Source organism: Ferrovibrio terrae, assembly GCF_007197755.1.
GTDB classification, from domain to species: domain Bacteria; phylum Pseudomonadota; class Alphaproteobacteria; order Ferrovibrionales; family Ferrovibrionaceae; genus Ferrovibrio; species Ferrovibrio terrae.
In genome coordinates this window covers 1496317-1522066 of record NZ_CP041636.1, presented here as the reverse complement: position 1 = coordinate 1522066, position 25750 = coordinate 1496317, and the positions used below count along the sequence as shown (strand labels likewise).

Below are 25750 nucleotides of genomic sequence, written 5' to 3'. Positions count from 1 at the left end.
TCAGGCCCTCGCCTCGAGCTGGCGTGCCAGTTCAAGCACTGCTTCAGCGCGCTTGAGCAGGGGACCGTCGATCATGTGGCCCTTGAAGTCGATGGTGCCGATGCCGCGCTGCATGGCATCCTGATAAACGGCAACCAGTTCGCGGGCATGGGCGATTTCGTCCGCAGTAGGTGCATAGATCTCGTTGCTGAGTTCGACCTGACGCGGCACCACGCAGATCTTGCCTTCATATCCAAGATCACGGCCCTTTTCGGCGTCGCGGCGGAACTGCTCGTCGTCGCGGATTTCCACCACGGCCTGGTCAATGGCGATGATGCGCGCCGCCTTGGCGGCCAGCACAACCTGCGAGCGGGCATACAGCACTTCATCGCCAGTACGGGTGCGCCGCGCACCGATATCGGAGGCGAAATCCTCGGCGCCAAAGAAGGCCGAAGTGATGCGCGGATGCGCCGCGCACAGAGCCACAGCGTCGATCACGCCGCGCATCGATTCGATGCCGGCCATGATCTCGATACGACGCCGGCCCGTCTGAGCTGCTTCGGCGCGGGTGATCGCATGATCGACCGGGAAGAGCTGGTCGCGGCTTTCCAGTTTCGGGACGATCAGGCCGTCGATATCGCACAGCACGGCGGCTTCGATGTCGCGGATGTAATGCTTCGACGATGCCTCGTTGACGCGCACATAGAGCCGGCCCTGCAGGCTGACGCCGCGCAGCATGCGCACGGCCTCGTCCAGGCGGGCACGCGCAGAGTCCTTGTCGCCCTCCGGGGTGCCATCCTCGAGATCGATCGCATAGCAGTCGGCCCGGAAGCGGGGGAATTTGGTCAGCAGGTCATGCCGGTTGGCCGGCGCGAAGAACAGACTGCGGATCATGCCGCATCTCCCGGTGCAAAATTCTGCCGATAGGCGGCGCAGGCCTCGTCGAAGATGTCGCGCACGATCTGGCCCGCCGGCTTCACCGACTGGATCAGGCCGACGCTTTGGCCGGCCGGCAGCACGCCATTGTCGATATCGCCCTCGATGCGGCCGCGGATCGTTGCCGGCCCGCCCACTTCCTGCATCTGGCGCGGATAAGGCAGGATTTTGTCCTGGTTATGCTCCCAGTAATTCGTGAAGGCATTGCGCAGCATGCGCACCGTCTTGCCGCTATGGGCGCGGCTGATGACCGTGCCCTCTTCGTCCCGCGTCACCAGCTCGTTCTTGTAGTTGTCATGTGCGCGCGCTTCGTCGGACGCGATGAACCGCGTACCCATCCAGGCGCCGACCGCGCCGAAAGCCAGCGCGGCCAGCAGGCCGCGACCATCGGCCAGGCCGCCGCCGGCGATCACCGGGATTTTCACCGCCTGCGTCACCGCCGGCACCAGCGCCGCCGTGCCGACACGGCCGACATGACCACCGCCGTCGCCACCAGATGCGATCAGCATGTCGACACCCTGCGATTCCAGCATGCGTGCCTGCCGCACATTGCCGACCACGCTCATCACCGTCATGCCGAGATCATGCGCCTCGTTGACCACGCCGAGCGGATTGCCCAGGCCGGAGATCAGCACCGGCACACGCTCCTCCAGACTGACCGCGATCTGGTCCTGCACCTGGCGGGTGTATTTGACTGAAGCATCGTCATCGCCCGACACTTTGGCGAACAGGATATCGACGCCGAACGGCTTGTCGGTGGTGTCACGGATCACGCGGATTTCCCGGCGGAGTTCATCGCCCGTGAGATAGCCGGCACCGATCACGCCCAAACCGCCGGCCGCGGAAACCGCGGCAGCGAGACGGCCATAGGCGACCTGGCCCATGCCGGCCTGCATGATCGGATATTCGATACCGAGACGCTTGCACAACACAGTGTTCTTGAGGACGGATTCAATGGTCACGGCATTTTCTCCCGGCAACGCTGACGCGAACGATCAATAGGATTTCGGCAGACCAAGCACTTTCTCGGCAATGAAACAGAGGATCATCTCGCGGCTGACCGGCGCGATGCGCGGAATCATCACTTCGCGCATATAGCGTTCGACGTGGAATTCCTTGGAATATCCGTAACCGCCATGGGTCATGACTGACTGCGTACAGGCCTTGAAGCCGGCTTCGGCCGCCAGGTATTTCGCCGCGTTGGCTTCGGCGCCGCAGGGCTGGTTCGAATCATAGAGCTCGGCGGCACGCAGCATCATCAGATTGGCGGCTTCGAGCTCCATCCAGTTCTCCGCCAGCGGATGCTGGATCGCCTGGTTCTGTCCGATCGGCCGGTTGAAGACGACACGCTCATTCGCATAGCGCGTCGCACGCTGCAGCGCGACGCGGCCTAGGCCGATGGCTTCCGCCGCCAGCAGGATGCGTTCGGGGTTGAGTCCCATCAGGATATATTCGAAACCTCGGCCTTCCTCGCCGATCCGGTCTTCGACCGGAATTTCAAGATTGTCGATGAAGAACTGGTTCGAATCGATGCATTTGCGGCCCATCTTTTCGATCTCGCGCGCCTCGCAGCGACTGCGGTCGAGATCGGTATAGAACAGCGTGATGCCGTCGGTCGGACGTTTGCACTGATCGCGCGGCGTGGTGCGCGCCAGCAGGAACAACTTGGTCGCCCGTTGCGCCAGCGTGGTCCAGACCTTGCGCCCGTTGACGATGTAGCGGTCGCCCTGCAGCACGGCCTTGGTCTTGATGCTGGTGGTGTCGAGACCGGCATCCGGTTCGGTCACGCCGAAAGAGGCCAGCACGTCGCCGCGGATGATCGGCGGCAGCATGCGCTGCTTCTGCTCGTCGTTGCCGAATTTCACGATCACCTTCGGCGCGAAGACGTTCAGGTGGATCGCCGAGGCACCGCTCATGCCGGCGCCTGACTCGGCGATCGCCTGCATCATCACGGCGCCTTCGGTAATGCCCAATCCGGCGCCGCCATATTCGACCGGCATGGTCAGGCCGAGCCAGCCGCCAGCGACCATGGCCTGCTTGAATTCCTCGGGAAACTTGCCGTCGCGATCCCGCGCCAGCCAGTAATCGTCGCCAAACTCGCTGCAGACGCGCAGGACGGTTTCACGAATGGTCTGCTGGTCAGCGGTCAGGCTGCCTGGCATTGTTTCTCTCCCATATTGTTCCAATATTGGAACTTAATACTTATATCGGAACAACCTAGAGAGTGGCGGCCGCGCCTGTCAAGGCGAATGCACCATGATCTGAAATGGGACTGATTAAGCCGGGTAGTAAACGGTCGGCTCAGGCCTTGCCGGGGTAAGGTCCGATATAGCCGAGCAGGCGCGACGCGCGGTCGCCGAAAGCGTGTACCAGCCCGGCGAGCCGGTCATGCCGTGCCTTCAGGCGCGCGATCGGTGCCGCAATGGCAAACACCGCGACGACAACACCATTGCGATCGTAGACCGGCGACGACACACCGCCCGCACCTTCGACGATCTCCTCGTAGGAGGCGCTGACGCCGGTGGCCCGGATCGCGGCGAGACTGCCCCGCACCTCTTCAGGATGCAGGCGCCGGCCGCCATTGGGCAACACCAGATCGGTGTCCTTCAAGTAGGCATCGATATGCGCTGCTGGCTGGAAAGCCAGCAATGTCTTGCCGAAAGCCGAGCAAAATAGCGGCCGCCTGGTGCCGATCAGCGAACTGAAGCGGATCGCGCCACGGCTTTCGATGATGTCTACATAGACGCCGTGACGTCGATCGTCGCCCATCACGCCAAGCAGTGTGGTGTCCTCGGCCTGCTCCATCATCTCGGCCAGCAGCGGATGCAGTTTTGCCGAAATTGAAGATTCCGGGGTCAGGCGCGTGCCGATCAGCGCACCAAGCCGCAGCGCATTCGCCCCCAGCTGGTAATGCCCGTTGACCTGGGTGACATAAGCGCCCGCCTCGAGCGAGCGCAACAGATTGAGAAGGCTGGTTTTCGGCGTCTGCAACCGCTCACTCAGGCGGGTCAGGGTCAGGCCATCCTTGCTGGCGGCCAGTTCCTCAAGCGCCTGCATCACACGCAGCGGAGACCGGGGCCCCTCGGGCGCACGGCCATCGCTGTCAGAATCTCTGGTTGTGCTGTTCATATTTTCGAATATAATTCCAATATCGGAACGTAGGTACCGTTTTCTGATGTACGACGCCGAATATGCCGCGAGGCTATGGCCAAACACAACCGACTCGATGAGCGGATCACCGGAGGAAACATGCAGAAATACATACATATGCTGGTCACGGCGGTTGCCGCCGGCACCGCGCTGCTGGGCGGCACTGCCCTCGCCCAGAGCGGCAAGACGATTACCTTGCGCGTCGCCGACTCTTTCCCCACCGGCCATTTCATTCCCGGCACGGCCACCCTTCCCTGGATGGAAGAAGTGACCAAGAAAACCAACGGCCAGGTCAAGTTCGAGTATTTCCCGGCCCAGCAGCTCGGCAAGGCGCCGGATCTGCTCAACCTGACCCAGACCGGCGTGGCGGATATCGGCTATGTCGGCATGTCGTATGTCTCCGACAAGATGCCGCTCTCCAGCGTGGCGCAGTTGCCGGGCAGCTTCACCACTGCCTGCGAAGGCACCAAGGCCTACTGGAAGATCGCCCATGGCGAGACGATGACCAAGCAGGAGTTCAGCGCCAACAAGGTGCGGCCGCTGTTTGCCATCGTGCTCGAGCCCTATCAGTTCTACACCACGTCGAAACAGGTGCGCACGGTCGATGACGTCAAAGGCCTGAAACTGCGCAGCACCGGCGGTGCAATGGACATCTTCGCCCGCAAGATCGGTGCGATTCCGGTGCGCATGGCCGCGCCCGAAGCGCGTGAATCGCTGTCACGCGGCACGCTGGACGGCCTGATTTTCCCAAATGAAAGCGTGATGTCCTACGACCTGCAGAGCTTCACGAAGTTCGGCACCAAGGGCGGCAACTTCGGCAGCTTCGTGGCCTCCTATGTGGTCAGCGACGCGGTGTGGAACAAGCTGCCCAAGGACGTGCAGAAGATCATGAAGGATGCCGGCGAAGCCGCGACGATGAATATCTGCAAGGTGATCGATGCCAATATCGGCCACATGCAGGCCAAGCTGGCCGAGGCAGGCGTGAAGTACCACACGCTGACTGCCGCCGAACGTAAGCCGTTCGACGACATCTCGGCCGAGGTCGCCAATGAATGGGCTGATGGCCTCGACAAGCGCGGCAAACCCGGCAGCCAGGTGCTGAAGGAATTCCGCGCGGCGCTGGCCGAAGTCCGACGCTAAGCGTACAGACACAGATGGCATGGAAAGCCCCGGCAGGAATGCCGGGGCTTTTTCATTTCAGGCACGGGCAAAAAAGTAAGAAAACAGGCCACGACAATGGTAATTCGAGTCTGGTGAGTGGGAGTTGGCCGCCGCCGTGGTCGTCAAAAAGGCCATGTCCGACTCTTAAGGTCACCGCTCCAGTCTGCATCTTATGCGTCAGTCAGTTGCGACAAGCGAATCGGACGCCGCATCTGATTATACAGCGTATGGGGAATAGCTGGCCGACCGGACCCTATCCAACTAATCTTGGATGAGGCTGTACTCTTTCGGTTTCACGATTCTGCGATAATCGTCGACATTCAGCACGATGGTTTCAGTCAGCGTGCCAGCGTTGAAAGCTATCTCCGAATACCGTTCAAAGATGCTTGGGTCCACCACCAGCGCCAGTTCCTCGTTGAAGCTGAACGGGGCCAGCGCACCTGGAACACAAGACGTCAGTTCCAGCACTTCGCCGGCAGAGGCAAATGAGGCCTTCTTCCCCCCGTACAGGCTCGACAGCTTGTCGGTGTTGATCTTCCTGTCTCCGGGCAAGACAGCCAGCACATACTTTCTGACGCCATTCCCTTTGATTTTCAGGATAGCGGCCTTTGAACATTGGCCCAGCTCAACATTCCGGACCCTGGCGACCTCATCGGAGGTGAAACCCAGCGCCTCGTGACTCATCTGCTGATATCGGGCCTGATTCTCATTCAGCAGATTCAGAATCCTATCACGTGTGGAATTGGTGGATGCGGACATGCCGGCCTACTCTCGAATCATGGCAATCGGTTAATCGGCCATCATTCTCGAATTGCCGTCTTGTACAGTTCACACCTCTTTGCTCATTTTTGTCATCAGAGCCGAGAGTGCTGGCAGGGCTGTTTGGAGCTCAGCTTGCGAGACCGCCCCGATGCAGAGCCGGATGCCGCCCTTTGCAACATCGGGGCCGACTGCTGTGGAATCGGCTGGCGTCACGATGACGCCAAGAGCTTTCGCCTCCTCTTCAAATAGCCGGGCCGTCGACCGCTCCATGGGAAGCCATAGGTGAAAGCCCACATGATCGGGTTCCTTCATGGCATCTCCTAGGTATGTCCGAGCCACGGCATACCTGCGCCGGGACTCCTCGCGAATGGATGCACTGACGGCGTCTGCCGTGCCATCCAGCATCCATTGCTCCATCACCGCACAACTGGCGGACGACACCATCAAGGAGGTGACCTGAAGGATGTTCTCGGCCTGCGCATACAGTGAAGGAGGGGTCACCAGGCCGCCAATCCGCAGGGACGGACATAGCGTCTTGGACAAACCGTTGACGTAAAGTGTGCGCTCAGGTGCAAGCATTGCCAGCGGAGGCAATGCGGGAGCGCCACCCAGAGAATAGACATCGTCCTCGATGATTTGAACATCGTGCTCAATGCAAACCCGCACGATGGCCTTGCGGCGGGACAGACTCATCGTTGTTGTGGTCGGGTTCTGCATTGTTGGCGTTACATACAGCGCACGTTTGCTTTCCCGAATGCCGTGTAGAGCCCGATCCAATGCGTCCGCGCTCATACCGTCGTCATCGGCTTCCACTCCCACAAGCTTCAGTCCCTGGTAGCGGGCCAGGGCGATCGCGCCGGGATAAGTGTGAGATTCGACCAACAGATGCCCCTGCGGACCCGCCGCTACGGACAGGGCGACCGCCAGCGCATGATGCGCGCCACTGGTCAGCATGAGCCTGCGCGGATCTGCATCCATTCCAAGGCGGGAATACCAGTGCGCCATCTGGCGCCGATATTCGTCGTGCCCCGCGGCCGGTGGATAGCTGTTGAACAGGTGAGAATCAGGTCGCTTGGCCAGCGCTGACATTGTGCGCGCCAACACGCGCTCGGTCATGATGGCGGGCGGCACATTCCGTGACAGGTCTATCGTCGGCCCGCTTCTGGAATGCGACAGAGCGACGAAGGTACCGCTACCCTTGACAGTCCGGGTCAGGCCGCGACGTTCAAGAAGGCCATAGGCCTTGGTCACGGTCCCCAGCCCCAGGCCAAGCGCAATCGCCAATTCACGATGGGGCGGCAGGCGGGAATTCGCCTCAATCCGTCCCTCGACGATGTCTTCAGCCATTGCCGTGACGAGGCGATCGCAGGGCGTCCCTTCGATTCCCGAAAGGCGTGGCATCCAGGTGGGCTTCTTACGCATCGACACCTCAGCGTCTAAAAATCATATCGAAATTTTTGCAGAAGCATCTCATCGACTAGACCTATTTTCCGTGATTTCCTTAAAAGTGTATCGTGACACTATAATGTTTTGAACAAAGTGTCACAGATATTATGCTCCGCCCAAGCCAACAGAAAGGCAGTGGGTGATGAAACAGATTCTAGTTTATAGCGACAGTGTGGGTTGGGGCATGGTGCCCGGCACCCGTGACAGATTCCCCTTCGATCAGCGTTGGCCCGGTGTCCTTGAGATTGCCCTGAATGGCGACGGGAAGCAGGACGTCCGGGTCATCGAGAACAGCCTGGCAGGCCGTAAGACCCTGTGGGACGACCCATTCCGGCCGGGCCGCAACGGCTCGGTGGCGCTGGGGGAGGTCATCGAAATCAACTCTCCATTGGCCCTGGTCATCATCCAGCTCGGTACCAACGACTTCCAGGCCACCCACGATATCAAGGCGTGGGGTGCAGCCGCCGGTGTCGGCAAGCTGGTCGACATCATCCGCCAGGCCCCCATTGAGCCCGGCATGCCTCGTCCGGAGATCCTGGTGCTGGCGCCGCCTGCAATCGAGGAGCCCAAGGGCGCCAACGTGCAGAAGTTCGAAGGCGCTGTGGAGCGCAACAAGGGCTTCGCGCCTGCGCTTAAGGAAATGGCCCAGCTGAAGTCGGTCCACTTCTTCGACGTCAACAGCGTGACGGGCGGCAGCAAGGTCGATGGCATTCACTTGGACGCCGACCAGCATATCGCCATCGGCAAGGCCTTGGCCCCGATCGTCGCCGACATCGTCAATCGAAGCTGACTACCGCCATGCCAGATATGAAGCATGACGTGATCGTACTTGGCGCGGGCATGGTGGGCGTCAGCTGCGCGTTACATTTGCAGCGCAGGGGGCTGTCGGTCGCCTTGGTCGACCGCCGCGCACCTGGGCTGGAGACATCGTTCGGCAACTCAGGGCTTGTCCAGTTCGAGGCAACCGAGCCTTACGAGCTGCCGCGCGACCTCGGCTTCCTGATCTCCGGAGCGATGAACCGGCGGATTGATGTCCGCTATCACCTGGACGCAGTCCTGCAATTGGCCGGACCGCTGTTCTCGTATTTTGTGCAATCCGCACCGAAGCGGCATGCCGAGATTTCCCGCGAGTATAAGACGCTTATCGCCCGCTCCATCGAGACCCATGCCGAACTGATCGAGCAGGCCGATGCGGAAGAGCTGATCGCTGGTAAGGGCTACCTGACCCTGTTCCGTACCGAGCGCGAGCTGCACAAGTTCTTCGAAAAGGCCGACGCGCGGGCGAAGCTGGGAGTCAGCCACCTGAAGCTCACTGCCGCGGATGTGGCAAAGGCAGAACCACACCTCAAGCGTGAGTTCGCTGGCGCGATTCAGTGGACCGATCCGCTGGCGATCAAAAGCCCGGGCGATCTGGTGCAGGCCTATGCACGCCTGTTCGAGAAGGAGGGCGGCCAAGTACTCCTTGGCGATGCCAAATCGCTCACCCGTCTGCGTCCGGATGCCTGGAGGATCACCCTCAATGATCGGAGCACCGTTGAAGGCGAAAAGGTTGTCATTGCCCTTGGTCCATGGAGCACGGAACTGACCTCCAGGTTCGGGTACAGGCCGCCGATGTTCGCCAAGCGCGGCTATCACATGCATTACGCCAGGCAGGATGACCGGCCTCTCAACAACTGGGTGATCGACGCCGAGATGGGCTACGTCGTCTGCCCGATGAAGGCGGGCCTGCGTCTCACCACTGGAGCAGAACTGGCGCATGTGGATGCTACCCGCACCCCCAGTCAGTTGGCCAATGCCGAAGCGATCGCTCGCGACGTGTTCCCATTGGGCGATCGGCTGGATGCCGAACCCTGGATGGGCGCACGGCCCTGCATGCCGGACATGAAGCCCGTCTTCGGTCGGATACCTGGCCAGGATGGCATGTGGTGCGCCTTCGGCCACGGCCACCAGGGCTTCACGCTTGGTCCGGTCACCGGCGAGCTGCTGGCGGCCCAGATGACTGGGGCCAATCCGCGCATTGATGTCGCGCCGTTCTCACCCGCACGCTTTGCTTAATGGAGTTCCAGTATGCTTCACATCCGCACTCCGCTCGTCCTCCATCACGGCCTGTCCACGTCCGAACGACGGATCTGGCTCAAGCTCGAAAACCTTCAGCCCAGTGGTTCCTTCAAGCTGCGCGGCATCGGCCTGCTTTGCGAGGAAGCGGCCAGGGCCGGGAAGACTGAGTTCATCTGCCCCTCGGGCGGCAATGCCGGTGTCGCGGTCGCTTTTGCCGCCAAGAAGCTCGGCATCAAGTGCAGTATCATCGTTCCGAAATCCACACCTGCCGTGACTCGCGAAATCATCGCTTCCCTCGGTGCCAGCGTCACCGTGCATGGAGCTGTCTGGGACGAAGCCAATGCGCTGGCCCAGCAACTGGCCAAGGGTGAGCATGTGGAGCTGGTCCCGGCGTTCGACCATCCGACACTCTGGCGCGGGCACTCGACGATGATTGACGAAATCATCGAGGAGAAACCCGAGTTCGATGCTCTGGTAACCGCGATTGGCGGCGGTGGCCTTCTTGCCGGTCTTATGGTCGGCCTGGATCGCCACAAGCGACATGACGTCGATGTCATTGGCTGCGAGACGACCGGCTCGGCTTCCTTTGCCGCAGCGGTCGCGGCCGGGCGTCCCGTAAACTTCCCGCTGGACACGGTTTGCGGCTGCCTGGCCGCAGGTGAAGTCGCCGCATGGCCAGTCGAGCAGATTGGCCGGTTCCGCTATCGACCGGCCATCCTGTCCGATGCCGAAGCGCTATCTGGTGCGGTCCGGTTTGCCGACGACATGCGGCAACTGGTCGAGCCCGCTTGCGGTGTCTCACTGGCGGTTGCCTATCTTAATCATCCACTCATCGCAAACGCCAAGGATGTCGTCGTCATTGTCTGCGGCGGTGCCAGCACCAGCGCGTCGCTGCTCGAAGGCTGGCGCCACGACGTGGCGCAAGCGGCCTGATCCTGGGAGGACAAATGTTCCAGAACTTCGACACACCCCTGGCCTTGCGGCTGGCCTGCCGCAGCGGCGATTTCAAACGCAATACCGCTGTTCAGTCGCCCGGAAAGATGTTCGTCACCGACATCAAGGGGTGAAAGCTCCAAAAGCAGACCTAGCCATACAATGGAAACTCTGACTTCCTCGGCAGTGTCGGCGGCACGGCCAGCGCCACGCACCTCCCTGTCGGTGGACTTCACTAAAGGGAGGTATCGGGAAATCATCGCGGGTACTCGCAGTGTCTGGTCGTTCCGTCCGCACTATCATCTCGGCGATGAAGTGGTGCATATGCTGGAAGGATGTGCATTCCTGAGAATTGGGAGCGTCGGCCGGAGAGTTGAAGCTGGCGAGAAAGTCATTGTCCCGGCTGGGGTCATTCACCGCTTCGAGCCACTGGATTCTCACGGCTGGAGTTTTGTCTCCGAGTTCGTGGTGCCCGACGATTACAAATTGGACGGCCTCAATCGTGGACCGGATGGCGCGCTGGTGGAGCGCGTAAAAGCCTTATTGTCCAGGCGCGGCTCACTGCGCACCGATGTCGCTCAGATTGCCGAAGCCTGCGCGATTTCCAAAGGCTATCTGTCGCGGCGGTTCCGCCACGAGGTTGGAACAGGCCTGCATGATTTCCACGTGCTGGTCGCCCTTCACCACGCCAAATCGATGCTAAAGAGCGGCCTGCCGATTGTGGACGCCGCTTTGGAAGCTGGCTTCTACGATCAGGCTCATCTGAGCCGGGAACTGGTACGGACCTACGGCTTTACGCCTGGAGCGTTCCGCGGCGCCTGGGTTACGGCGCCGCGGACCTCCGAGCATGCATACGCAGTGAGAACTACCACCAGGCAGTGATGCGTGCGTCGCGTCAGTGCATGAAGAACTGCGCCACGAACGCACCCCCCAGGAACGTCCCGGCATTTGCTGCCAGCGACACCACGACAATACGCCAGCCGAGACGGCGGAATACCGGCAGATCCTTGGCAATCGAAAGACCTGCCAACGCGATGACTGGCGTGGCCAGCGCCAGGAAGCTGATTTTCCCGGTCATGGCGACGGTTTCGGCAGCGAACGGCGTGCCGGGATAGGTCAGGGCCATCGCAACCAGCGAAACCCACAACACTGCCGGGAGGACGCCGCGGGCGAGCTTATACAGAATATAGCCCACCACGACGCAGCCCAGAATGATGCCCATGCCGCTGACCGTCACAGCATCAGGCACAGTCTTGAAGGCGATGTAATTAGCCGCCAAACCAATGACGCCCACGCCCAGCCAGAGAGTGAGAATTTGCGGGATGGAAAGCGCTTCCGGCTTATCTACGACCTGTTCGCTCTGGGTGAACGCAGGTGTAGCCTCCACAGGCTGTCCTTTGCCGCGCCCCAGGATAGGCTCCAGCACCTTGTACGCCCAGACGGTGAACGGCAGTGACAGGAACAGCGTGAAATACGTGCCGATCGTGGTCGTAATCAGGTTACTGGCGGCAGCGAAAGCGGCAACTTCCTTGGCCATTTCAGGCGTCTGCTGAGCAGAAATGGCACCTGCAGCCGCAGCCATAAGGCTGCCCGAACCCATACCGGCGCCCATAGCCAGTGCATGGGGATGGAAAATGTTCAGGCTGGTCACGAGTGAGGCAAAGATGGAGATAAAGACTGCACCAAAGACCGTTCCGGTGATGTATTCAGCCAGAACACCGTGACCCTCCGGGCTCGACATCCCATACCGCTCACCGATGATCGCCAGACTGGGTTCGCGCCCCACGGAGAATGTAGCGCCGATGGCCTCACGCTTGATGCCCAGCAGTAGAGCGATCGGTAGGCCGATAACTGCAGTTCCGAAGAAGTGACCGAACTCCTGGAAGGCCAGTGCCCAGCCTGCCGTCAGGATTTTTGGCAGAGACCCTCCTACGAGCAGGCCCAGTTTTGCGATGAACAGTAGGAGTGCGAATTGAAGCGCCGCGCTTGCCAGACGCTGGATGGAGTTGTCTACCTTCATAAAAGGCGGAAGGCGTGTGGAAACCGTGCCCCACACTGCCCCGATCAGCAGCGCCCAGAGAAACGGCAACAGGGTGACCTTGTAGGCGCCACCCAGCGGAATAGTCAGCGGGCCGGCGATTTCCGCAATGATGACACAGATGCTCGCGCACACAAATAGTGCGGCCAATCGTAACCACGAAGTGTCTCGTGACACTGTTGTGAATTGAGCTTCCATCTCTACCCCCTCTGTTTTGAGCAAAATCGTTATGGGGCGGTCCCATCCCACCCTCATTGTGTCCATGACGATGGCTGCAACAAAACGGAGCGTCTTGGATGGAAGGAACCCAGATGCCGGTAAGCGAATGCGTCTCGGTACACTTCTGTCCAAGACCAGATCTGCATCTCGCCAATACCGTCTATGCAGGGTGAGACGAACCAGGCAGAGTGGCAACCTCGACGATAAGAGCGTGCCGAAGGGCTCCATGCAGGTACGGATCAACCTTCCGCAACCTAAGAGCCTGTCGCTTACAAGCGGCAGCCGCTGTCATCGCTGAGGAACCTTCATGAAGTCGCCAGTCGAACGCTTTTTCTCGCTTGATTACAGCGACGCCCGTCAAAAGTTCCTGCACGCGGCCGCGATTGCAGGTGGGCAGCATCGTGAATACGCGCACAGCACCACAGGCCCGTTAGGCGAGCGATTGACGACAGACGTGGTGTGGCTTGGAAGGACTGACGCCAGGAACATTCTGGTATTGCAGAGCGGCACGCATGGCGTCGAGCTTTACTGCGGCTCGGCCTGTATGATTGACATTCTCCTGCATGGCCGCGTACCCGATAGCTGGGCCTTCTGCCTCATCCATGCCGTAAATCCGTGGGGCTCTGCATGGGGCCGACGCGAAACCGAAGACAACATCGACCTGAACCGCAACTATATTGACTTCGATGCCGCGCTGCCGCGGAACGACCTCTACCGCGACATCCATGCGGACCTGTTGCTTCGTGATCTGAGTGGCGCAGGTTTGTCTGAATCTAATGCTGCTATCGACCGGGCCGCTGAAAAATACGGGTCGCGCGCCGTCCTGACGGCTCGTTCTGCGGGGCAGTATGAGTTTCCTGATGGTCTGCACTACGGCGGCCTGCGACCATCGGCATCGAGGTTGATCGTCGAAGCTGTAATCAAGGATTATGCCTTGGTTGACCGCGCAAATGTCGTGGTTTTGGACTACCACACTGGCGCGGGCCCCTTCGGCTATTGCGAGCCAATCTACCTCGGTCAACCGACGGGAATACGTTATCGTCTTGCCAAAACGCTTTTCGGCTCCTGGCTCACATCTCAACGATCGGACGGCGCGGTTACTCCGCCGCAGACAGGCCTTGGTTCGGAACTCTGGGAGAGGGTTGGTTGCGATCGCGCCTATCTGCTTGCCCTTGAGTTCGGCACCTACCCTATGACATTGGCTGGAGGCATCCTCAGGCAGGACAGCTATCTGCATCGGAAGCCGGGTCAGCTTGACTGGCACGCCTCTGAGACGAAGACCATCAAGAACGCGCTTCGCGAGGAGTACGATCCGTGCTCACCCCTGTGGCGGCGCCTGGTATTGAATCAGAATCGAGTGATAATTGAACAGTTTGAGACTTACGCATTGTCCGTGCTTTCGGACTGAAGTCCGCCAATAGACCCATCGGCACGATTCTGTATGGCGCCGTGTCACTCAAAAGTGGCGGCGACATCAGGACATCTATTCCAGATCTTGAATTGTAATAGATCTGGATCGCGTGCTTTTCCGGTGGAAAAGCAGCACCAGCCCCTGGAATGCTGGCTTCGTACCCAGACTCGGGAGGGCTTCGCCATATTCCGGCCAAGCCTTAGGCGTAAGCCCATGTTCAAATCTTAACTGCACACAGGATCAGCCTTAGCTGCACTGTGCTCACTTAATGCCTCACACGACATCTGAGATGTTTTTAACGCTGCACAGATTTGCGAAGTCTTCACCGGGGCCAGGCCAATGGCCGGGGTGGCGGTTCGGGTCTCGGCATGACTCATAGGCGCGGCAAACAGCACGGCGGCGGTGAGTATCGCGACAAGAGTCTTCATGTCCAATTCCTCTAAAAGCAGCGGACGCAGGTTTTACGTCTAGGCACTGATTTTACGAGGAAGTTATATCCAAAAATATTGGTGGTAATCTTATAAGACTTATAGGAATTACTTATAAATTGAGTGCCCCGCAGGCAGGCTGGAGCAATCTACGAGAGACTGACTCGGGGGTCATAATCGGGCCTTTCTCTTCGAGGTCGAAGCGGCACGCTTCAGGCCCGGCACGGTCATTCGGCCGCGACAGCGGCAGGCTCACGCGGCGGTGTGGCCGCGTCCGCCTTACGGACGGACCAGATGCTATCGGCGGGACCGGTCGTGATGCGACGCCGGGTGGCGACTGCCATCCATGCGAAGCAGAGCGCGCCGACGAAGGCAACCACATCGACGCCGATGGTGGCAATGCTGCCATGCGCCCACATGCCGAGTGTCGGAAACAGGAGTGCCGTCAGCGTTGTCAGCGGGATCGCTACCGTCGCGGCGGCGCACAGCCACAGCAGATGGACGGCCGAGCGCGCCGCGCCCGAGGCAAAGGCCCATGCGATCGAGCCAAGGAACACGGCGTAATAGATCAGCTCATGCCAGTGGTTGAGATCGTCCACGCGACCATGCAGCCATTTGGCCGCGACAATGGTGAGCGAGATACCCGCCACGCAGCCGAGACACACACCTACGGTCGCGCTGCCCAGGAGGCGCGTCGAGCGCGACTGTTCGACCTCGCCGCCCTTGCGGGCAGTCTTCCGGCGCGTCTCGATCCAGAGCAGATTACCGCTGTAAAACAGCCACGCTCCGGAGAGGCCCAGTAAGAAGTACGCCCACGTAACTGTCGCCCCCTCATAATGCCCGGCATGCAGGCCGTAGAATGTCTCTGCCGCACGACGATCCGGATCCTGGCGCGCTGGACGGGTGAGGTCGTTGAGCAATTCGCCGGTCACGGCGCTGAGCATCACGCCGCCAAGATGGTAATCTCCCACATAGCCGCGCTCCCGTCCGGGGACTCTCACCGAAGCGGCCTTGTCGCCGAAATTCTTGAAAACCAGGAAGCGGGGCTCGAGATCGGGCACCTGCTCCTTGAGTTTTTGCAGCAACTGCACGGGCGGCATCATCACACCCGCCTCGCCGATCGGCTTGGGCGCTCTGCGCGGCTCATTTTCCTGATCGTCCAGGATGGCCTGCTTGCCGCCGAAAATCACACGCTCCTGTGCGGACCAGAGCGGGCTGCTGAGGCTCAATGCGGTCGCAGTGATCGCGATCGCGATGTGAAACGGGAGTGCGGTAATTCCAACGACATTGTGGGCATCCAGCCACATGCGCTTGAGGTTTTTGCCGACACGCAGCTCAAGAAAATCCTTCACAAGCGACGGCAGCAGCGTGATGACGCCTGCGATCAGCGCCACACCGTAGAGCAGCGAGATCACCCCCATAAAATACGATCCCCACGGCCTCGGTATCCCGACGCGCATGTGGATGTCATTGATGAACTCGGCCAGTTCGGACGGCTCTTCCGGCTTCGCTAGCAGCTTGCCGTCTGGATTGAGCGTCCCCCACCAGTGGACATGCCCATGCGGCTGACCCGGCTCGTGCGGCTCGTCCTCCTCCCAGGTGACCCGCGCAGGCTCGTTCTCGTGGCCCCGCAGATGCAGCTTGATACCTTCCGCACGCGCCTGAGGATGAGCGGCGGCGACCAGCTCGAGGAGACGGGGGGCATTGTCCAGAGAAACCGCGGCCACCCCCACGGACGGCGGCGACGCCCAGCGAGCTATGGGCTCCTGAAACATGGTGAGCGCGCCCGCATAGAAAGCGATGAACAGTGAAAAGCCGCAAGTAATACCGGTCCATGTGTGAACCGTTTTGTAGAGCCTGACGATATCGGCGCGGATCATGCTGGCCTCACGCAAAAAAGACAAAGCGGCACGCAAACAGCGCCGCGAAGGCGATGAGGTTCGCCGCGCCGAGCCACGCCCAGGCGGAACGACCGCTGCGAAACAGGAAGCAGAAGCTGAACACCGAGATCCAGACGAACGCTTCCAGATAACGCATCAACGAGTAGCGCCCACCCGGTGCATCTATGCCTCCCGGCCCCAGATAGGCGTAGAGGCCGACCAGCGAGAGCGCCAGGCCGAAGCCGAGGATGACGCCGGCACTGGCCTTCCCCCACCAGTCGGGACGGATATCGCCAGCCATGTCAGCTCTTCCGCCCGAGACTGCGCCCCAGGCTACGGAGGGCAGCCGAATAGGGAAAGACGAAAAGACAGACCATGGCGACATGCAGCGCGACGAAGAAGCCCGCCAGAGGCTGCAACGCCGCGATCCATGCGGCAAGGCCGGCCGCCAGCAGCAGGCTGCCCGCCACAAGGACGGGCCTCCCCGGCAAAGCCTGCGCCAGCCACCGTTGATTGGGGCTGGCGAGGTAAAGGCACGCGCAACCGGCTATGGTCAGTGCGAGTGCCAGGGCCACCATCATGGCTCAGAAGTCCACGGATGCCGAAAGCCAGAAGGTGCGCGGCGCGCCGAGCTGGACATACCTGAAGTTCGATGCCGACCAGTAGTTCTTGTCGAACACGTTATCGACATTGAAGCGGAACGTGATCGGCTTGTTGTTCCAGGGCGAGTCCCAGACATACCGGGCACCGAGATCGACGAGCTCCCATGCAGGGATCTTCAGGTTGTCGTTGCTGCTGCTGACCATTTGATTTCCGGTGTAGGTGAAGCGGCCGGTCAGGGTCAGGCCGTGCACGAACGGCGTATCCCACTCGCCGCCAACAACAGTCCGAATGATGGGGATGCCGGCTTCCCTGTTGCCGTCATAGAGGCCACCCTGGGTCTTCGTCTGCTGACTGTCGATCAGGGTGAGCCCACCCATCAGGCGAATGCCAGGCGTGACTTCTCCATAAGCGTTCAGCTCGACACCGCGATTGCGCACCTCGCCATCGAGTGCTTGCCGCGGCAGCGGCGTGCCGGCGATGCTGATCGTGTTGGGCTGAGCGATCTGGAACACCGCCAGCGTTGTGGTCATCCTTCCCCAATCGACCTTGACGCCCGTCTCATACTGTTTGCTGACATAGGGCGCAAAGACCTCGCCAGCATTCGAAAACGATGTGCTGACGATGGTTCCGCGTTGCAGATTTTCTACATAGTTGGCGTAGAGCGAGACATTCTCCCTTGGCTTGACGACCACACCCAGAGCCGGGGTCAGTGCATCGCTGTCATAGCCGGACGTGATGGCGCCAGTCGTCGTATTGAAACTGTCGGATTCCACTCTCTGCTGACGGATGCCTGCGGTGAACTGGATCTGCTCATCGAGGATCGACAAGGTATCGGCGATACCGATGCTCGAAGTCCGCGTCTCGTTTGTTTTCTTAGGAGCGCCAGGATCGGCGGCGGCCGTAACGCCGCCGAATACCGGATTGTAAATATTCGTGGTGTAGGCGAAGGGGGTTGTCGCCTGCGCCTCGCCGGTCTCCATCACGGACTGCGACAGGTTTAGACCGAAGGTATGGTTCACCGGACCTGTCGTCGCCTTCGCCCTCAAGCCGCCCTGCATGGACAGCACGTCATAGGCAAAATTCGTGTGCTCGACGTTGTTCCATCCATAAGTTCCGTCCGTACCCAGCAGCTTGGGCTGGTTCGGGCCAATGAGCGAGAAATCCAGTGTCTGCTTGCCGATGGCGGCATAGGCCGTGACTTTCTCGGTAATGTCGACTTCGCCTGCCACCATGCCGAGCGTCAACTTGCTGGGCTGTTTGCTCCATGTCGGATTGAGGCTGGTGCTGGCGTCGGGAGCTTTCGGTACGTGGACGATACCGCCGCCGACACCGCTGAGAACGAGCTGCTGTACGATCTGGGGGTTGGCGTCGTTCGTTTGATGGGCGACATCACCGGATATCCGGACGCGCTCGCCGCGATAGTCCAGATTGATCGCCATCGATCCCACTTCTGCATTGCCCGGTTCCACCGCCGTATCGCCTTCGCGATACGCTCCGTTGGCGCGAATGCCCAACTGCTTCTCCGCACCGAAGCGGCGGCCGATATCGAGATGAGTGCCCAGCTGCATGAGGGAGCCATAGCGCGCCGTCAGCTCGGTGACCGGTTCGTCAGTGGCCTTTTTGGTGACGAGATTGTACGAGCCGCCGACACCGCCCTGCCCGAAAGCCGCCATGCCGTTCAGCAGAGCGCTCGGCCCCCTCAGCACCTCGACGCGTTCCATGTAATCCATGTCCGGCGTGCGCAGCGGCGCCATGCCCGCCAGGCCGTTCAGACTGCCGTTACCGGATGACAGGGTGTGCGAGAAGCCGCGAATGGTGATCGAGCCGTCTTCATCGCTGGCGCTGTTTTGTTTTGTCAGGATCGACGGATCATTCAGTAGTACATCCTGAACGGTCCGGGCCTGCTGATCGCGAATCGTCTTGTTCGTGTAGTTGGTCTGTGAGAACGGCGTGTCCATCACATCCCTGTTGCCGAGCATGCCGAGCTGCCCGCCGCGCGCGATCTGGCCGCCGGCATATTCCGGCATCGGCGTCATCGTCGAATTCGGATTGATCGCACGCCCTTCCACGTTCAGCGTCGGCAGGACCGTCGCTCCGCTGCCGCGCGGCGCCTCAATCAGATTCACCGTTCGGCTGTCGGTGTAGCTCCAGGTCAATCCGGTGCCTTCCAGCAGGCGCGCCAAGGCTTCATTCGGCGTCAGATCGCCGGTGACGCCCGCGCTTTGTTTGCCGTCCGTGGTCAATCCATGCGTGGTGATCTGCAGGTTCGCCTGGCGAGCAAACTGGATCAGCGCGGCCGGGAGCGGCTGGGCCGGAACGGCAAAGCGGATGCGGGTCTGGGCCTGAGCGACCTGAACAGGCGCGGATCCGGCATCAGCCGCCTGCGCCGGAGCTAGCGGCAGGGCAACCAGCGCCGTCGTCAGAAGAAGAGAAAACTTATTGAAACCAAGCACTTGAGACAGTGCCTGCTGCCCGCCAAATCGCATAAAAATGATCCCCCAAATGCATAATCGTTACGCCGCAAATGCGATGCACTCGCGTCTACCCAAACTGATTGACGAGCGGCTCGGAGGTGATTTCCAGATTGCAGAAGATTTTTTCGCGCGGCCCGAATTTACCGGGGAGACTGGCCGGGGCGGCTATTTGTCGGGCTTCGACAGGATCGTCAGGTAAGGAGTGACCTGAAGGATGTTGCCCTTCACCGGCTGCATCATGGCTCTCAGGGCAAGGTCGGGAGTCTTCAGGTCGTACAGGCCGGTGATCGGTTCTGCACCCAACCGGTCGTCGGCGATCAGAATCCAGCCCTTGTGATACCGCCGCAGCTCCGCGACAACTTCAGAGAGCGGCACCTTCACCGCCGACAGTTTGCCGTCGCGCCACTCGGCGACTTCCGATGGCTGGATCGCAGCCATATGCGCCGTCCCGCTCTTGGGTGCGATCGTCACCTGGTCGCCGGCGGACAGTCGCTCATCGAAATGCGAGGCAGTCCGGCGGACACTGACCGAGCCACGCTGTACCGCTACCGATACCTCCTGCTCGCCCAGGCGCACATCGAAAGCCGTCCCCAGCACAGTGATATCGACATCGCGTGCCGTAACAGTGAAGGGCCGGTTTGCATCCTTGGCGATATCGAAGAACGCCCGCCCGCCCAGCAGTTTAACCGAGCGCTTGTCAGCCTTGATATCTACTGAAATCGAGGTCTGGGCACCGAGCTGAACGGTACTGCCATCCGACAGCTGAACGGTGCGAAATTCAGCGGTGTGTGTCGAGACATCTGCGCTGGCGCGCTGCCACAGCTGCGGCGCCACGAAAACGGCCATGCAGGCTGCTGCAGCCACAGCGGCCCAGGTAGCGACACGCCGCCTGCGCACAGCGAACGGCACGACAGTGTCCGTTTCTGCTGCAGATGGCTCCGATGGTCCGGCGGCTTTCCCTGCCACAGACCAGGCCTTCATCACCTTCTGCCAGGCAATCGCGTGGACCGGGTCGCTGTTCAGCCAGGCACGGTGCTGTGCGCGCAGTCCCGCATCGCTCTCCGCCTCCTGAAGGCGGAGCAGCCAGGACATGGCTTCTTCAACATGGTGCTTGGTCGGCGTGCTGATCATTTTTCCGGTTTCGCAGGCCTGAGTTACGTTTGGCGCAGTGCCGCTACCATAATGACGTCTGGCTCAGGGGTATTTTCCAGGCTGGGGCGGCCTGAACTCAAAATCTATGGCGGTGGGCTGCCGTCGAGCTCCTCAATGATGTCTGCCATGCCCCTCGCCACCAGGCGATGGACAGATGTCAGGGGCATATTCAGATGCGCAGCCACGTCCGTCAGGGAGTGACCGCCAAATTTGTTCATTTCGATGGCGGTGCGAATCTCCGCAGGCTGCTTGGCCAGCGCCAGCCGGAACTTGGAAACCGTATCGGTCTCTATGAGCTGTTCTTCCGGCGTCTGGGGCGTCGCGGGGACCATCCACCATTCCGGCCCCTTATCTGCCTCGCGCCTTTCCAGCGTTTTGCGACGTCGCAGGTCGAAGGCGAGGTTGCGGACGATGCGATACAGGTAGCGCAGGGGTTCGTCGACTTCTGTGCCCTTCTCGACCGCCGGGGCGTATCGCAGGAAGGCCTCCTGAACAACGTCTTCCGCCCGGCTCCTGTCGCCGACGATCGGAGTCGCGTAATCGACCAACGCGGAACGCTGGGAAACAAAGACGTCGAGCGGGCCGGTATATTTCAAATGCGCAGTCCCAAACGCCGAGGGATGCCGCACCCCAGCTTTATTCCCGCGCAATCTAAATGAGAATGGTTCTTAAATACAATGGTAATTCGAGTCTGGTGAGTGGGAGTTGGCCGCCAGGGTCGTCAAAAAGCCATGTCCGACTCTTAAGGTCCTTGAACTCGCGTTTGCACCTTATGCGTCAGCGTGTTGCAGGAAATGGGTGCCTTGTTGCGGAATATGGGTGTCCCGACAGTTCAGAAGAATTCTGAGATGCCGAAATACCTGCACGGATTTGCAAAGTAAGTCATTGATTTTATTTAATCTGTTATAAAGTCTGAAATTGCGTTTATGACGCTAAGTCTGCCCAGAATTTCCGACTATGACGATATCTCTGCACAGATTTCAGTGGTGTAGAGATGAACTGCTCAAAAAGCAGGGGGAAGGCGCCCGCGCTCGGCCGAATTTCGCCTCACCGCAAAGCGGTGAAGCCCGATCTTGATGCTAACCAGCAGGGGCGCGGCGATCACAAAGAGCAGCGCGACCGCGTTGAACGCCGCGTCGAAGGCAATCACGGTAGACTGCCCCGTCACGGCGCGGCCCAGCAGGCTGGTGGCGGCCCGGCCTGCGGTCGCGGCATCCATCCCCCGTCCGGCCAGCATGGCGGTTGTCGCCGCCAGCCGCTCGCCAACGGCCGGAACGCCCGTCGTGATACTCGCACCCAACACGGCGAGATTCGACATAACCTCGTGGTCGATCAGCGTCTGCAGTCCGGCAACGCCCATCAGACCGCCCACCTGGCGACCGGTATTGAAGACGCCGATGGCGCTGGCGAGATTCGGGCTGGCGAGATTGCCGAAGGCCGTGATCGTGATCGACAGAAACAGGAAACCAAGCCCCAGTCCCCGCAGCAGAATGCCGGCCGTCATATCCCCTGCGCCACTTTCGCTGGTCGAACCGGACAGCATCCACATGCCGGCCATGATCATCAGGATCCCGAACGGCACCGTGGCAATCGGCGATATGTGACGAACCTGCATGACGTAAGCCGCGGCCAGTAGGGAGCCTGCGAAACACGCGCCACTCGGCAGCAGCAGCAGGCCGGCATCCGTCGGCGTAAACGCGAGGACGGAGATGGCGAAGGTCGGAATCAGATACGCGCTGCCAAACAGGGCAATGCCGGCGACAAAGCTGACAATGAAGGCGAAGCAGAAATCATCCGACCTGAAGATGGTCGCGTCGATCAGGCCCTGCCCGCGGCGCAGGACCAGCTGACCGAAGAAACCCAGCAGGCCGCAAGTCCCGAGCAGCGTGAGCCACAGGATGTGCGGTTCCTCGAACCAGTCCCATCGGTGGCCCTGGCTGAGAACGTATGTGAAGCAGAGCAGCGTGATCGAGACCAAAAATAGCCCGATCCAGTCGAAGCGGCGACGAACAACTGTTGGCAGTGCCGGGACCTCGACGATCAGCAGCAAACCGGCCGCCGTCAACGCCAGCGGACCAACACTGAAAAAAATCCAGGTCCAGGACTCAGTGTCGAGCAGCCAGCCCTGAAAGGCCGGTGCGACCGTTGCCGGCGCGACCACCGACCCCATCGCGAAAAGCGCCTGCAACATCGGCTGATGCACGCGCGGATAGACGAAGAATACAATTGCCTGACCGGCGACAAGCAAAGTCCCGCCCGCGAATCCCTGAACCATGCGGAGCGCGATCAGAATGTCGAGCCGCGCCACTGCGATGGCGGCGATCAGACACGCTGCGCCCATGACCAAGGTCGTAGCGATGACCAGCCGATAGGGTGTGACCCGGGTCATTAGCGGTGCGGCAGACAGGAAACCGATCAACTTCAGGCTCGTGTAGCCGATATCGAGCCAGGCGAATTCATCCGGCGTGGCATGGATATCGCCCAGAATATCAGGGCGGCCCAGAGCGAGGACAGTAACGGCGACCGCCTCGGTCATGGCGGCAAGTATAATGCCAACCAGAAGTAACGGGCCTGCCGCCGTTTCACGACTGGGCGAAGCCACAGCTGTCATGCGCCAGCGCCGGGCCTGATCTCCACACGCGCAGAGAGTCCGGGCACCAGGCGTCCCGGCAACGGGTTGCCGGCAAACCGGATTTTCACCGGCACGCGCTGGACCACGCGGATGAAATTGCCCGTCGCATTGTCGGCCGGCAGCAGACTGAAGGCCGAGCCGCTGCCGGGCGCGAAACTATCCACCACGCCGTCGAATGTTTCATCCGGATATCCATCGACGGTAATCCGTGCGCGCAGGCCGGGGCGGACATGCTCGATCTGGGTTTCCTTGAAATTCGCCACGACCCACAGGTCGTCGACCGGAACGATATCGAGCAGGGCAGCGCCCGGTGCGACCAACCGGCCGACACGGACCTGACGATTCCCGATGACGCCATCGACCGGCGCGCGCACCACGGTCCAGTCCAGGTCGATCTGTGCGAGATCGCGCGCAGCCTGCGCCTGCGCCACCGCGGCACCCGCCGCTTCACGCTGGGTGAGCAGTACGGTGATACGCTGCTGCTGTGCATCCACCGTGGCAGAGGCCGCCGCAACTCCGGCCTCGGCCCGCAATCTCGCGGCGTCGCTTTCATCGACCTGCGCCTGGCTGACCACGCTGTTGCGAACCAACTCCCGCCGCCGGTCAGAGGCTTTGCTGGCCCGGGTCAGTTCTGCAGCACTGGACCGGAACTGCGCCCTGGCCTGCCGCACCAGCGCGTGCTGGAGCTGGATTTCGGCATCCACATTGGTCAGCCGGGCCTGCGCGGCCTCGACATTGGCAATCGCCTGCGCCAGCCGTGCACGGTAATCTTTGTCATCGATGCGGAACAGGACGTCGCCTGTGCGAACAGCCTGGTTGTCGTCGATCTCTACTGCCGTGACATAACCAGCGATCTTCGGCGCCAGCGAGGTGACATCGCCGCGGATATAGGCGTTGTCGGTGAATCGCGCACTCTTCGCGTCAGCCCAGGCCCAGCCGGCCACCGCCAGCAGGATGGCACCCAGACACAGCAGCAGCCCGACTGCCTTATTGCGGTTGAGTTGCGCCATCACTGCCCCGCACCCGATTACCAGCCATCAGCCCAGACGCAAGCCGGCTTTCGGCCGCGTCCTCGGCCGCGAACGGCCGAGGGGGTTTCCTTTCAGCATGACAGGCTTGCGCCACTTGCGACTCATCAGCAGGGCAAGGATTTTGCGTAACATGACGGCGTCTCCTGAACGGGTTGGTTAAACGCGGCCCTCAGCCGAGGTCGGTGACGCGCGCCGGCTCGGCCGAGGCCAGTGCGATCTTGCGATCGGCCTTGGGCGGATAGATCCAGACCGTGTTGATCTCGCGCTTGGTCGCCTTGCCCACTTCGCCGGTCAATTCGACTTTGCGGTCCCAGCCACGCGTGAACAGCGCGCCGGCGGCGCCCAGGTCCAAACAGGTAGCATAGGCCTTTTGATGATACGGGCTGGTTGCGACGCCGAGCAGATCCGCGGCAGCATTGTTGCCCGCAAAAGCACCCATGCGCGTGGCATGCTGACAGGACATCAGCGCGAAGTTGCCATCATCGTCGCAGGCTGCCTTGGCGGAGTCGCCGGTGGCAAAGACGCCCTGCAGACCCGGCACGCGAAGATCGCGGTCGACGATCAGCCGACCGAAATTGTCGCGTTCGGCGGCGAACTTCTGGGTCAGCGGATTGGCGCGAATACCAGCGGCCCAGACCACGGTGGAACAGGCAATCTCGCTGCCGTCCGACAGTTTCACGCCAGTCCGGGTCAGCTCGGCGACACCCGACTTCATGCGCATTTCGACGCCGAGATCCTTCAGTGCCTTTTCGATGATCGGACGCGGCCCGGCGCCCATATCCGGTGCGATGGCATCGGAACGATCCACGATAATGACGCGGGTCTTCACCTTCGATCCGAAGATTTCCTTCAGTCGCGCCGGCAGTTCAGTGGCGACTTCGATGCCGGTGAAGCCACCACCGGCAACCACGACAGTGTTGCGGGTTTCGGAGTCCGGCTGCTTCGCCAGGTCGTGCAGATGCCGGTCGAGTTTTACCGCGTCTTCCATCTGATCGACGCTGAAGCCGAATTCGGCCAAGCCCGGCACCGGCGGGCGGAACAGCTGGCTGCCGGTTGCCAGCACCAGCCGGTCGTACTGGATGGTGAAATTGTCTTCCCCGTGGCCAGTCGCCTCGACGACCTGCCGCGCGGTATCGACGCCGGTCACATAGCCCTGGATGTAGACGACATCGACGGCCTTGAGGACATCCAGAAGCGGAGCCGACAGGGTCTCCGGCTTTGCCTCATAGAGACGCGGCCGGACCACCAGGGTCGGACGCGGTGCCACCAGCGCGATTTCCAGTTGATCGGCAGAAACGCCGTTCAGTTCGCGCAGGCGGGCCGCGGACAGGGCGGCATACATGCCGGCAAAACCGGCACCGATGATCAGAAGTCGCTTTTGCATTCGAAGTCTCCGCTCGTTGAATGTCGGGGCGTTTCGCTCCGCGTCCTGCCCCCGGATGCGCACGACGTCTGCG

23 protein-coding genes are annotated in these 25750 nt (G+C 60.9%); 6 read left to right on the top strand and 17 right to left on the bottom strand.

Going from position 1 to position 25750, the window contains the following annotated elements:
* The 4 genes from FNB15_RS07435 to FNB15_RS07420 form a co-directional block, all read right to left on the bottom strand.
* Positions 1-873: an HpcH/HpaI aldolase/citrate lyase family protein gene (locus FNB15_RS07435; RefSeq protein WP_144068097.1), complete on the bottom strand. Its 873-nt coding sequence runs from the start codon at positions 871-873 to the stop codon at positions 1-3.
* On the bottom strand, positions 870-1877 hold the full coding sequence (locus tag FNB15_RS07430) for an NAD(P)H-dependent flavin oxidoreductase (protein ID WP_185973756.1): 1008 nt from the start codon (positions 1875-1877) through the stop codon (positions 870-872). The genes FNB15_RS07435 and FNB15_RS07430 overlap by 4 nt, the downstream gene beginning before the upstream one ends.
* Positions 1878-1910: 33 nt before the next feature.
* Complete coding sequence (locus tag FNB15_RS07425; protein WP_144068095.1) at positions 1911-3077, bottom strand: acyl-CoA dehydrogenase family protein; 1167 nt, start codon at positions 3075-3077, stop codon at positions 1911-1913.
* A 139-nt stretch (positions 3078-3216) separates the two neighbouring features.
* Complete coding sequence (locus tag FNB15_RS07420) at positions 3217-3972, bottom strand: IclR family transcriptional regulator (protein ID WP_185973755.1); 756 nt, start codon at positions 3970-3972, stop codon at positions 3217-3219.
* A gap of 192 nt (positions 3973-4164) precedes the next feature.
* Between FNB15_RS07420 and FNB15_RS07415 the strand changes: the two genes are divergently transcribed.
* Complete coding sequence (locus FNB15_RS07415; RefSeq protein ID WP_144068093.1) at positions 4165-5205, top strand: TRAP transporter substrate-binding protein; 1041 nt, start codon at positions 4165-4167, stop codon at positions 5203-5205.
* 282 nt (positions 5206-5487) lie between these two features.
* On the opposite strand, the gene FNB15_RS07410 is transcribed toward FNB15_RS07415, so the two are convergent.
* Positions 5488-5985 (bottom strand): YbaK/EbsC family protein, encoded by a 498-nt coding sequence (locus FNB15_RS07410; RefSeq protein WP_144068092.1) that lies wholly within the window; start codon positions 5983-5985, stop codon positions 5488-5490.
* Between the two features lie 69 nt (positions 5986-6054).
* The gene (locus FNB15_RS07405; RefSeq protein ID WP_144068091.1) at positions 6055-7410 is read right to left on the bottom strand and encodes an aminotransferase-like domain-containing protein; all 1356 of its coding nucleotides are present in this window, start codon (positions 7408-7410) and stop codon (positions 6055-6057) included.
* 166 nt (positions 7411-7576) lie between these two features.
* Here FNB15_RS07405 and FNB15_RS07400 point away from each other — a divergent pair, with 166 nt between their 5' ends.
* The 4 genes from FNB15_RS07400 (at position 7577) to FNB15_RS07385 (ending at position 11307) form a co-directional block, all read left to right on the top strand.
* A complete protein-coding gene (locus FNB15_RS07400) occupies positions 7577-8224 on the top strand; it encodes an SGNH/GDSL hydrolase family protein (RefSeq protein ID WP_144068090.1) in 648 nt (215 codons plus the stop codon).
* A gap of 8 nt (positions 8225-8232) precedes the next feature.
* Positions 8233-9489, top strand: coding sequence for an NAD(P)/FAD-dependent oxidoreductase (locus tag FNB15_RS07395; RefSeq protein WP_221932758.1), 1257 nt, complete (start codon positions 8233-8235; stop codon positions 9487-9489).
* A gap of 12 nt (positions 9490-9501) precedes the next feature.
* On the top strand, positions 9502-10425 hold the full coding sequence (locus FNB15_RS07390; protein ID WP_144068089.1) for a pyridoxal-phosphate dependent enzyme: 924 nt from the start codon (positions 9502-9504) through the stop codon (positions 10423-10425).
* Between the two features lie 162 nt (positions 10426-10587).
* Complete coding sequence (locus FNB15_RS07385; protein ID WP_144068088.1) at positions 10588-11307, top strand: helix-turn-helix domain-containing protein; 720 nt, start codon at positions 10588-10590, stop codon at positions 11305-11307.
* Positions 11308-11320: 13 nt separating this feature from the next.
* Here FNB15_RS07385 and FNB15_RS07380 read toward each other — a convergent pair whose 3' ends face one another.
* Complete coding sequence (locus FNB15_RS07380) at positions 11321-12661, bottom strand: DUF3100 domain-containing protein (RefSeq protein ID WP_144068087.1); 1341 nt, start codon at positions 12659-12661, stop codon at positions 11321-11323.
* A gap of 328 nt (positions 12662-12989) precedes the next feature.
* Here FNB15_RS07380 and FNB15_RS07375 point away from each other — a divergent pair, with 328 nt between their 5' ends.
* Entirely contained in the window at positions 12990-14090 is a 1101-nt protein-coding gene (locus tag FNB15_RS07375) for a DUF2817 domain-containing protein (protein ID WP_144068086.1), read from the top strand.
* A gap of 227 nt (positions 14091-14317) precedes the next feature.
* Here FNB15_RS07375 and FNB15_RS07370 read toward each other — a convergent pair whose 3' ends face one another.
* The 10 genes from FNB15_RS07370 to FNB15_RS07325 all read right to left on the bottom strand — a co-directional run bounded on the left by FNB15_RS07370 (position 14318) and on the right by FNB15_RS07325 (position 25677).
* Positions 14318-14521, bottom strand: coding sequence for a hypothetical protein (locus tag FNB15_RS07370; RefSeq protein ID WP_144068085.1), 204 nt, complete (start codon positions 14519-14521; stop codon positions 14318-14320).
* A 227-nt stretch (positions 14522-14748) separates the two neighbouring features.
* Positions 14749-16401, bottom strand: coding sequence for a PepSY-associated TM helix domain-containing protein (locus FNB15_RS07365; protein ID WP_221932757.1), 1653 nt, complete (start codon positions 16399-16401; stop codon positions 14749-14751).
* 7 nt (positions 16402-16408) lie between these two features.
* Positions 16409-16702 (bottom strand): hypothetical protein, encoded by a 294-nt coding sequence (locus tag FNB15_RS07360; RefSeq protein WP_144068084.1) that lies wholly within the window; start codon positions 16700-16702, stop codon positions 16409-16411.
* Position 16703: 1 nt separating this feature from the next.
* A complete protein-coding gene (locus tag FNB15_RS07355) occupies positions 16704-16982 on the bottom strand; it encodes a hypothetical protein (RefSeq protein ID WP_144068083.1) in 279 nt (92 codons plus the stop codon).
* A 3-nt stretch (positions 16983-16985) separates the two neighbouring features.
* On the bottom strand, positions 16986-19490 hold the full coding sequence (locus FNB15_RS07350) for a TonB-dependent receptor (protein WP_144068082.1): 2505 nt from the start codon (positions 19488-19490) through the stop codon (positions 16986-16988).
* 153 nt (positions 19491-19643) lie between these two features.
* Positions 19644-20609: a FecR family protein gene (locus tag FNB15_RS07345; protein WP_144068081.1), complete on the bottom strand. Its 966-nt coding sequence runs from the start codon at positions 20607-20609 to the stop codon at positions 19644-19646.
* A gap of 104 nt (positions 20610-20713) precedes the next feature.
* Positions 20714-21226 carry a sigma-70 family RNA polymerase sigma factor gene (locus tag FNB15_RS07340; RefSeq protein ID WP_185973754.1) on the bottom strand — a complete coding sequence of 171 codons (513 nt, stop codon included), beginning with the start codon at positions 21224-21226 and terminating at the stop codon, positions 20714-20716.
* Between the two features lie 407 nt (positions 21227-21633).
* On the bottom strand, positions 21634-23166 hold the full coding sequence (locus tag FNB15_RS07335) for an MFS transporter (RefSeq protein ID WP_246068816.1): 1533 nt from the start codon (positions 23164-23166) through the stop codon (positions 21634-21636).
* A 71-nt stretch (positions 23167-23237) separates the two neighbouring features.
* Positions 23238-24272 carry an HlyD family secretion protein gene (locus FNB15_RS07330; RefSeq protein ID WP_144068078.1) on the bottom strand — a complete coding sequence of 345 codons (1035 nt, stop codon included), beginning with the start codon at positions 24270-24272 and terminating at the stop codon, positions 23238-23240.
* A gap of 190 nt (positions 24273-24462) precedes the next feature.
* Positions 24463-25677 carry an NAD(P)/FAD-dependent oxidoreductase gene (locus FNB15_RS07325; protein ID WP_144068077.1) on the bottom strand — a complete coding sequence of 405 codons (1215 nt, stop codon included), beginning with the start codon at positions 25675-25677 and terminating at the stop codon, positions 24463-24465.
* Positions 25678-25750: the final 73 nt, after the last annotated feature.

Excerpts from the sequence above, each read along its gene's own strand:
- FNB15_RS07410 (WP_144068092.1), bottom strand. The coding sequence starts at position 5,985 with ATGTCCGCATCCACCAATTCCACACGTGATAGGATTCTGAATCTGCTG.
- FNB15_RS07400 (WP_144068090.1), top strand. The coding sequence starts at position 7,577 with ATGAAACAGATTCTAGTTTATAGCGACAGTGTGGGTTGGGGCATGGTG.
- FNB15_RS07370 (WP_144068085.1), bottom strand. The coding sequence starts at position 14,521 with ATGAAGACTCTTGTCGCGATACTCACCGCCGCCGTGCTGTTTGCCGCG.
- FNB15_RS07405 (WP_144068091.1), bottom strand. The coding sequence starts at position 7,410 with ATGCGTAAGAAGCCCACCTGGATGCCACGCCTTTCGGGAATCGAAGGG.
- FNB15_RS07355 (WP_144068083.1), bottom strand. The coding sequence starts at position 16,982 with ATGATGGTGGCCCTGGCACTCGCACTGACCATAGCCGGTTGCGCGTGC.
- FNB15_RS07415 (WP_144068093.1), top strand. The coding sequence starts at position 4,165 with ATGCAGAAATACATACATATGCTGGTCACGGCGGTTGCCGCCGGCACC.
- FNB15_RS07380 (WP_144068087.1), bottom strand. The coding sequence starts at position 12,661 with ATGGAAGCTCAATTCACAACAGTGTCACGAGACACTTCGTGGTTACGA.
- FNB15_RS07390 (WP_144068089.1), top strand. The coding sequence starts at position 9,502 with ATGCTTCACATCCGCACTCCGCTCGTCCTCCATCACGGCCTGTCCACG.
- FNB15_RS07345 (WP_144068081.1), bottom strand. The coding sequence starts at position 20,609 with ATGATCAGCACGCCGACCAAGCACCATGTTGAAGAAGCCATGTCCTGG.
- FNB15_RS07325 (WP_144068077.1), bottom strand. The coding sequence starts at position 25,677 with ATGCAAAAGCGACTTCTGATCATCGGTGCCGGTTTTGCCGGCATGTAT.
- FNB15_RS07360 (WP_144068084.1), bottom strand. The coding sequence starts at position 16,702 with ATGGCTGGCGATATCCGTCCCGACTGGTGGGGGAAGGCCAGTGCCGGC.
- FNB15_RS07365 (WP_221932757.1), bottom strand. The coding sequence starts at position 16,401 with ATGATCCGCGCCGATATCGTCAGGCTCTACAAAACGGTTCACACATGG.
- FNB15_RS07350 (WP_144068082.1), bottom strand. The coding sequence starts at position 19,490 with ATGCGATTTGGCGGGCAGCAGGCACTGTCTCAAGTGCTTGGTTTCAAT.
- FNB15_RS07420 (WP_185973755.1), bottom strand. The coding sequence starts at position 3,972 with ATGCAGGCGCTTGAGGAACTGGCCGCCAGCAAGGATGGCCTGACCCTG.
- FNB15_RS07435 (WP_144068097.1), bottom strand. The coding sequence starts at position 873 with ATGATCCGCAGTCTGTTCTTCGCGCCGGCCAACCGGCATGACCTGCTG.
- FNB15_RS07335 (WP_246068816.1), bottom strand. The coding sequence starts at position 23,166 with ATGACCGAGGCGGTCGCCGTTACTGTCCTCGCTCTGGGCCGCCCTGAT.
- FNB15_RS07330 (WP_144068078.1), bottom strand. The coding sequence starts at position 24,272 with ATGGCGCAACTCAACCGCAATAAGGCAGTCGGGCTGCTGCTGTGTCTG.
- FNB15_RS07375 (WP_144068086.1), top strand. The coding sequence starts at position 12,990 with ATGAAGTCGCCAGTCGAACGCTTTTTCTCGCTTGATTACAGCGACGCC.
- FNB15_RS07425 (WP_144068095.1), bottom strand. The coding sequence starts at position 3,077 with ATGCCAGGCAGCCTGACCGCTGACCAGCAGACCATTCGTGAAACCGTC.
- FNB15_RS07395 (WP_221932758.1), top strand. The coding sequence starts at position 8,233 with ATGCCAGATATGAAGCATGACGTGATCGTACTTGGCGCGGGCATGGTG.
- FNB15_RS07385 (WP_144068088.1), top strand. The coding sequence starts at position 10,588 with ATGGAAACTCTGACTTCCTCGGCAGTGTCGGCGGCACGGCCAGCGCCA.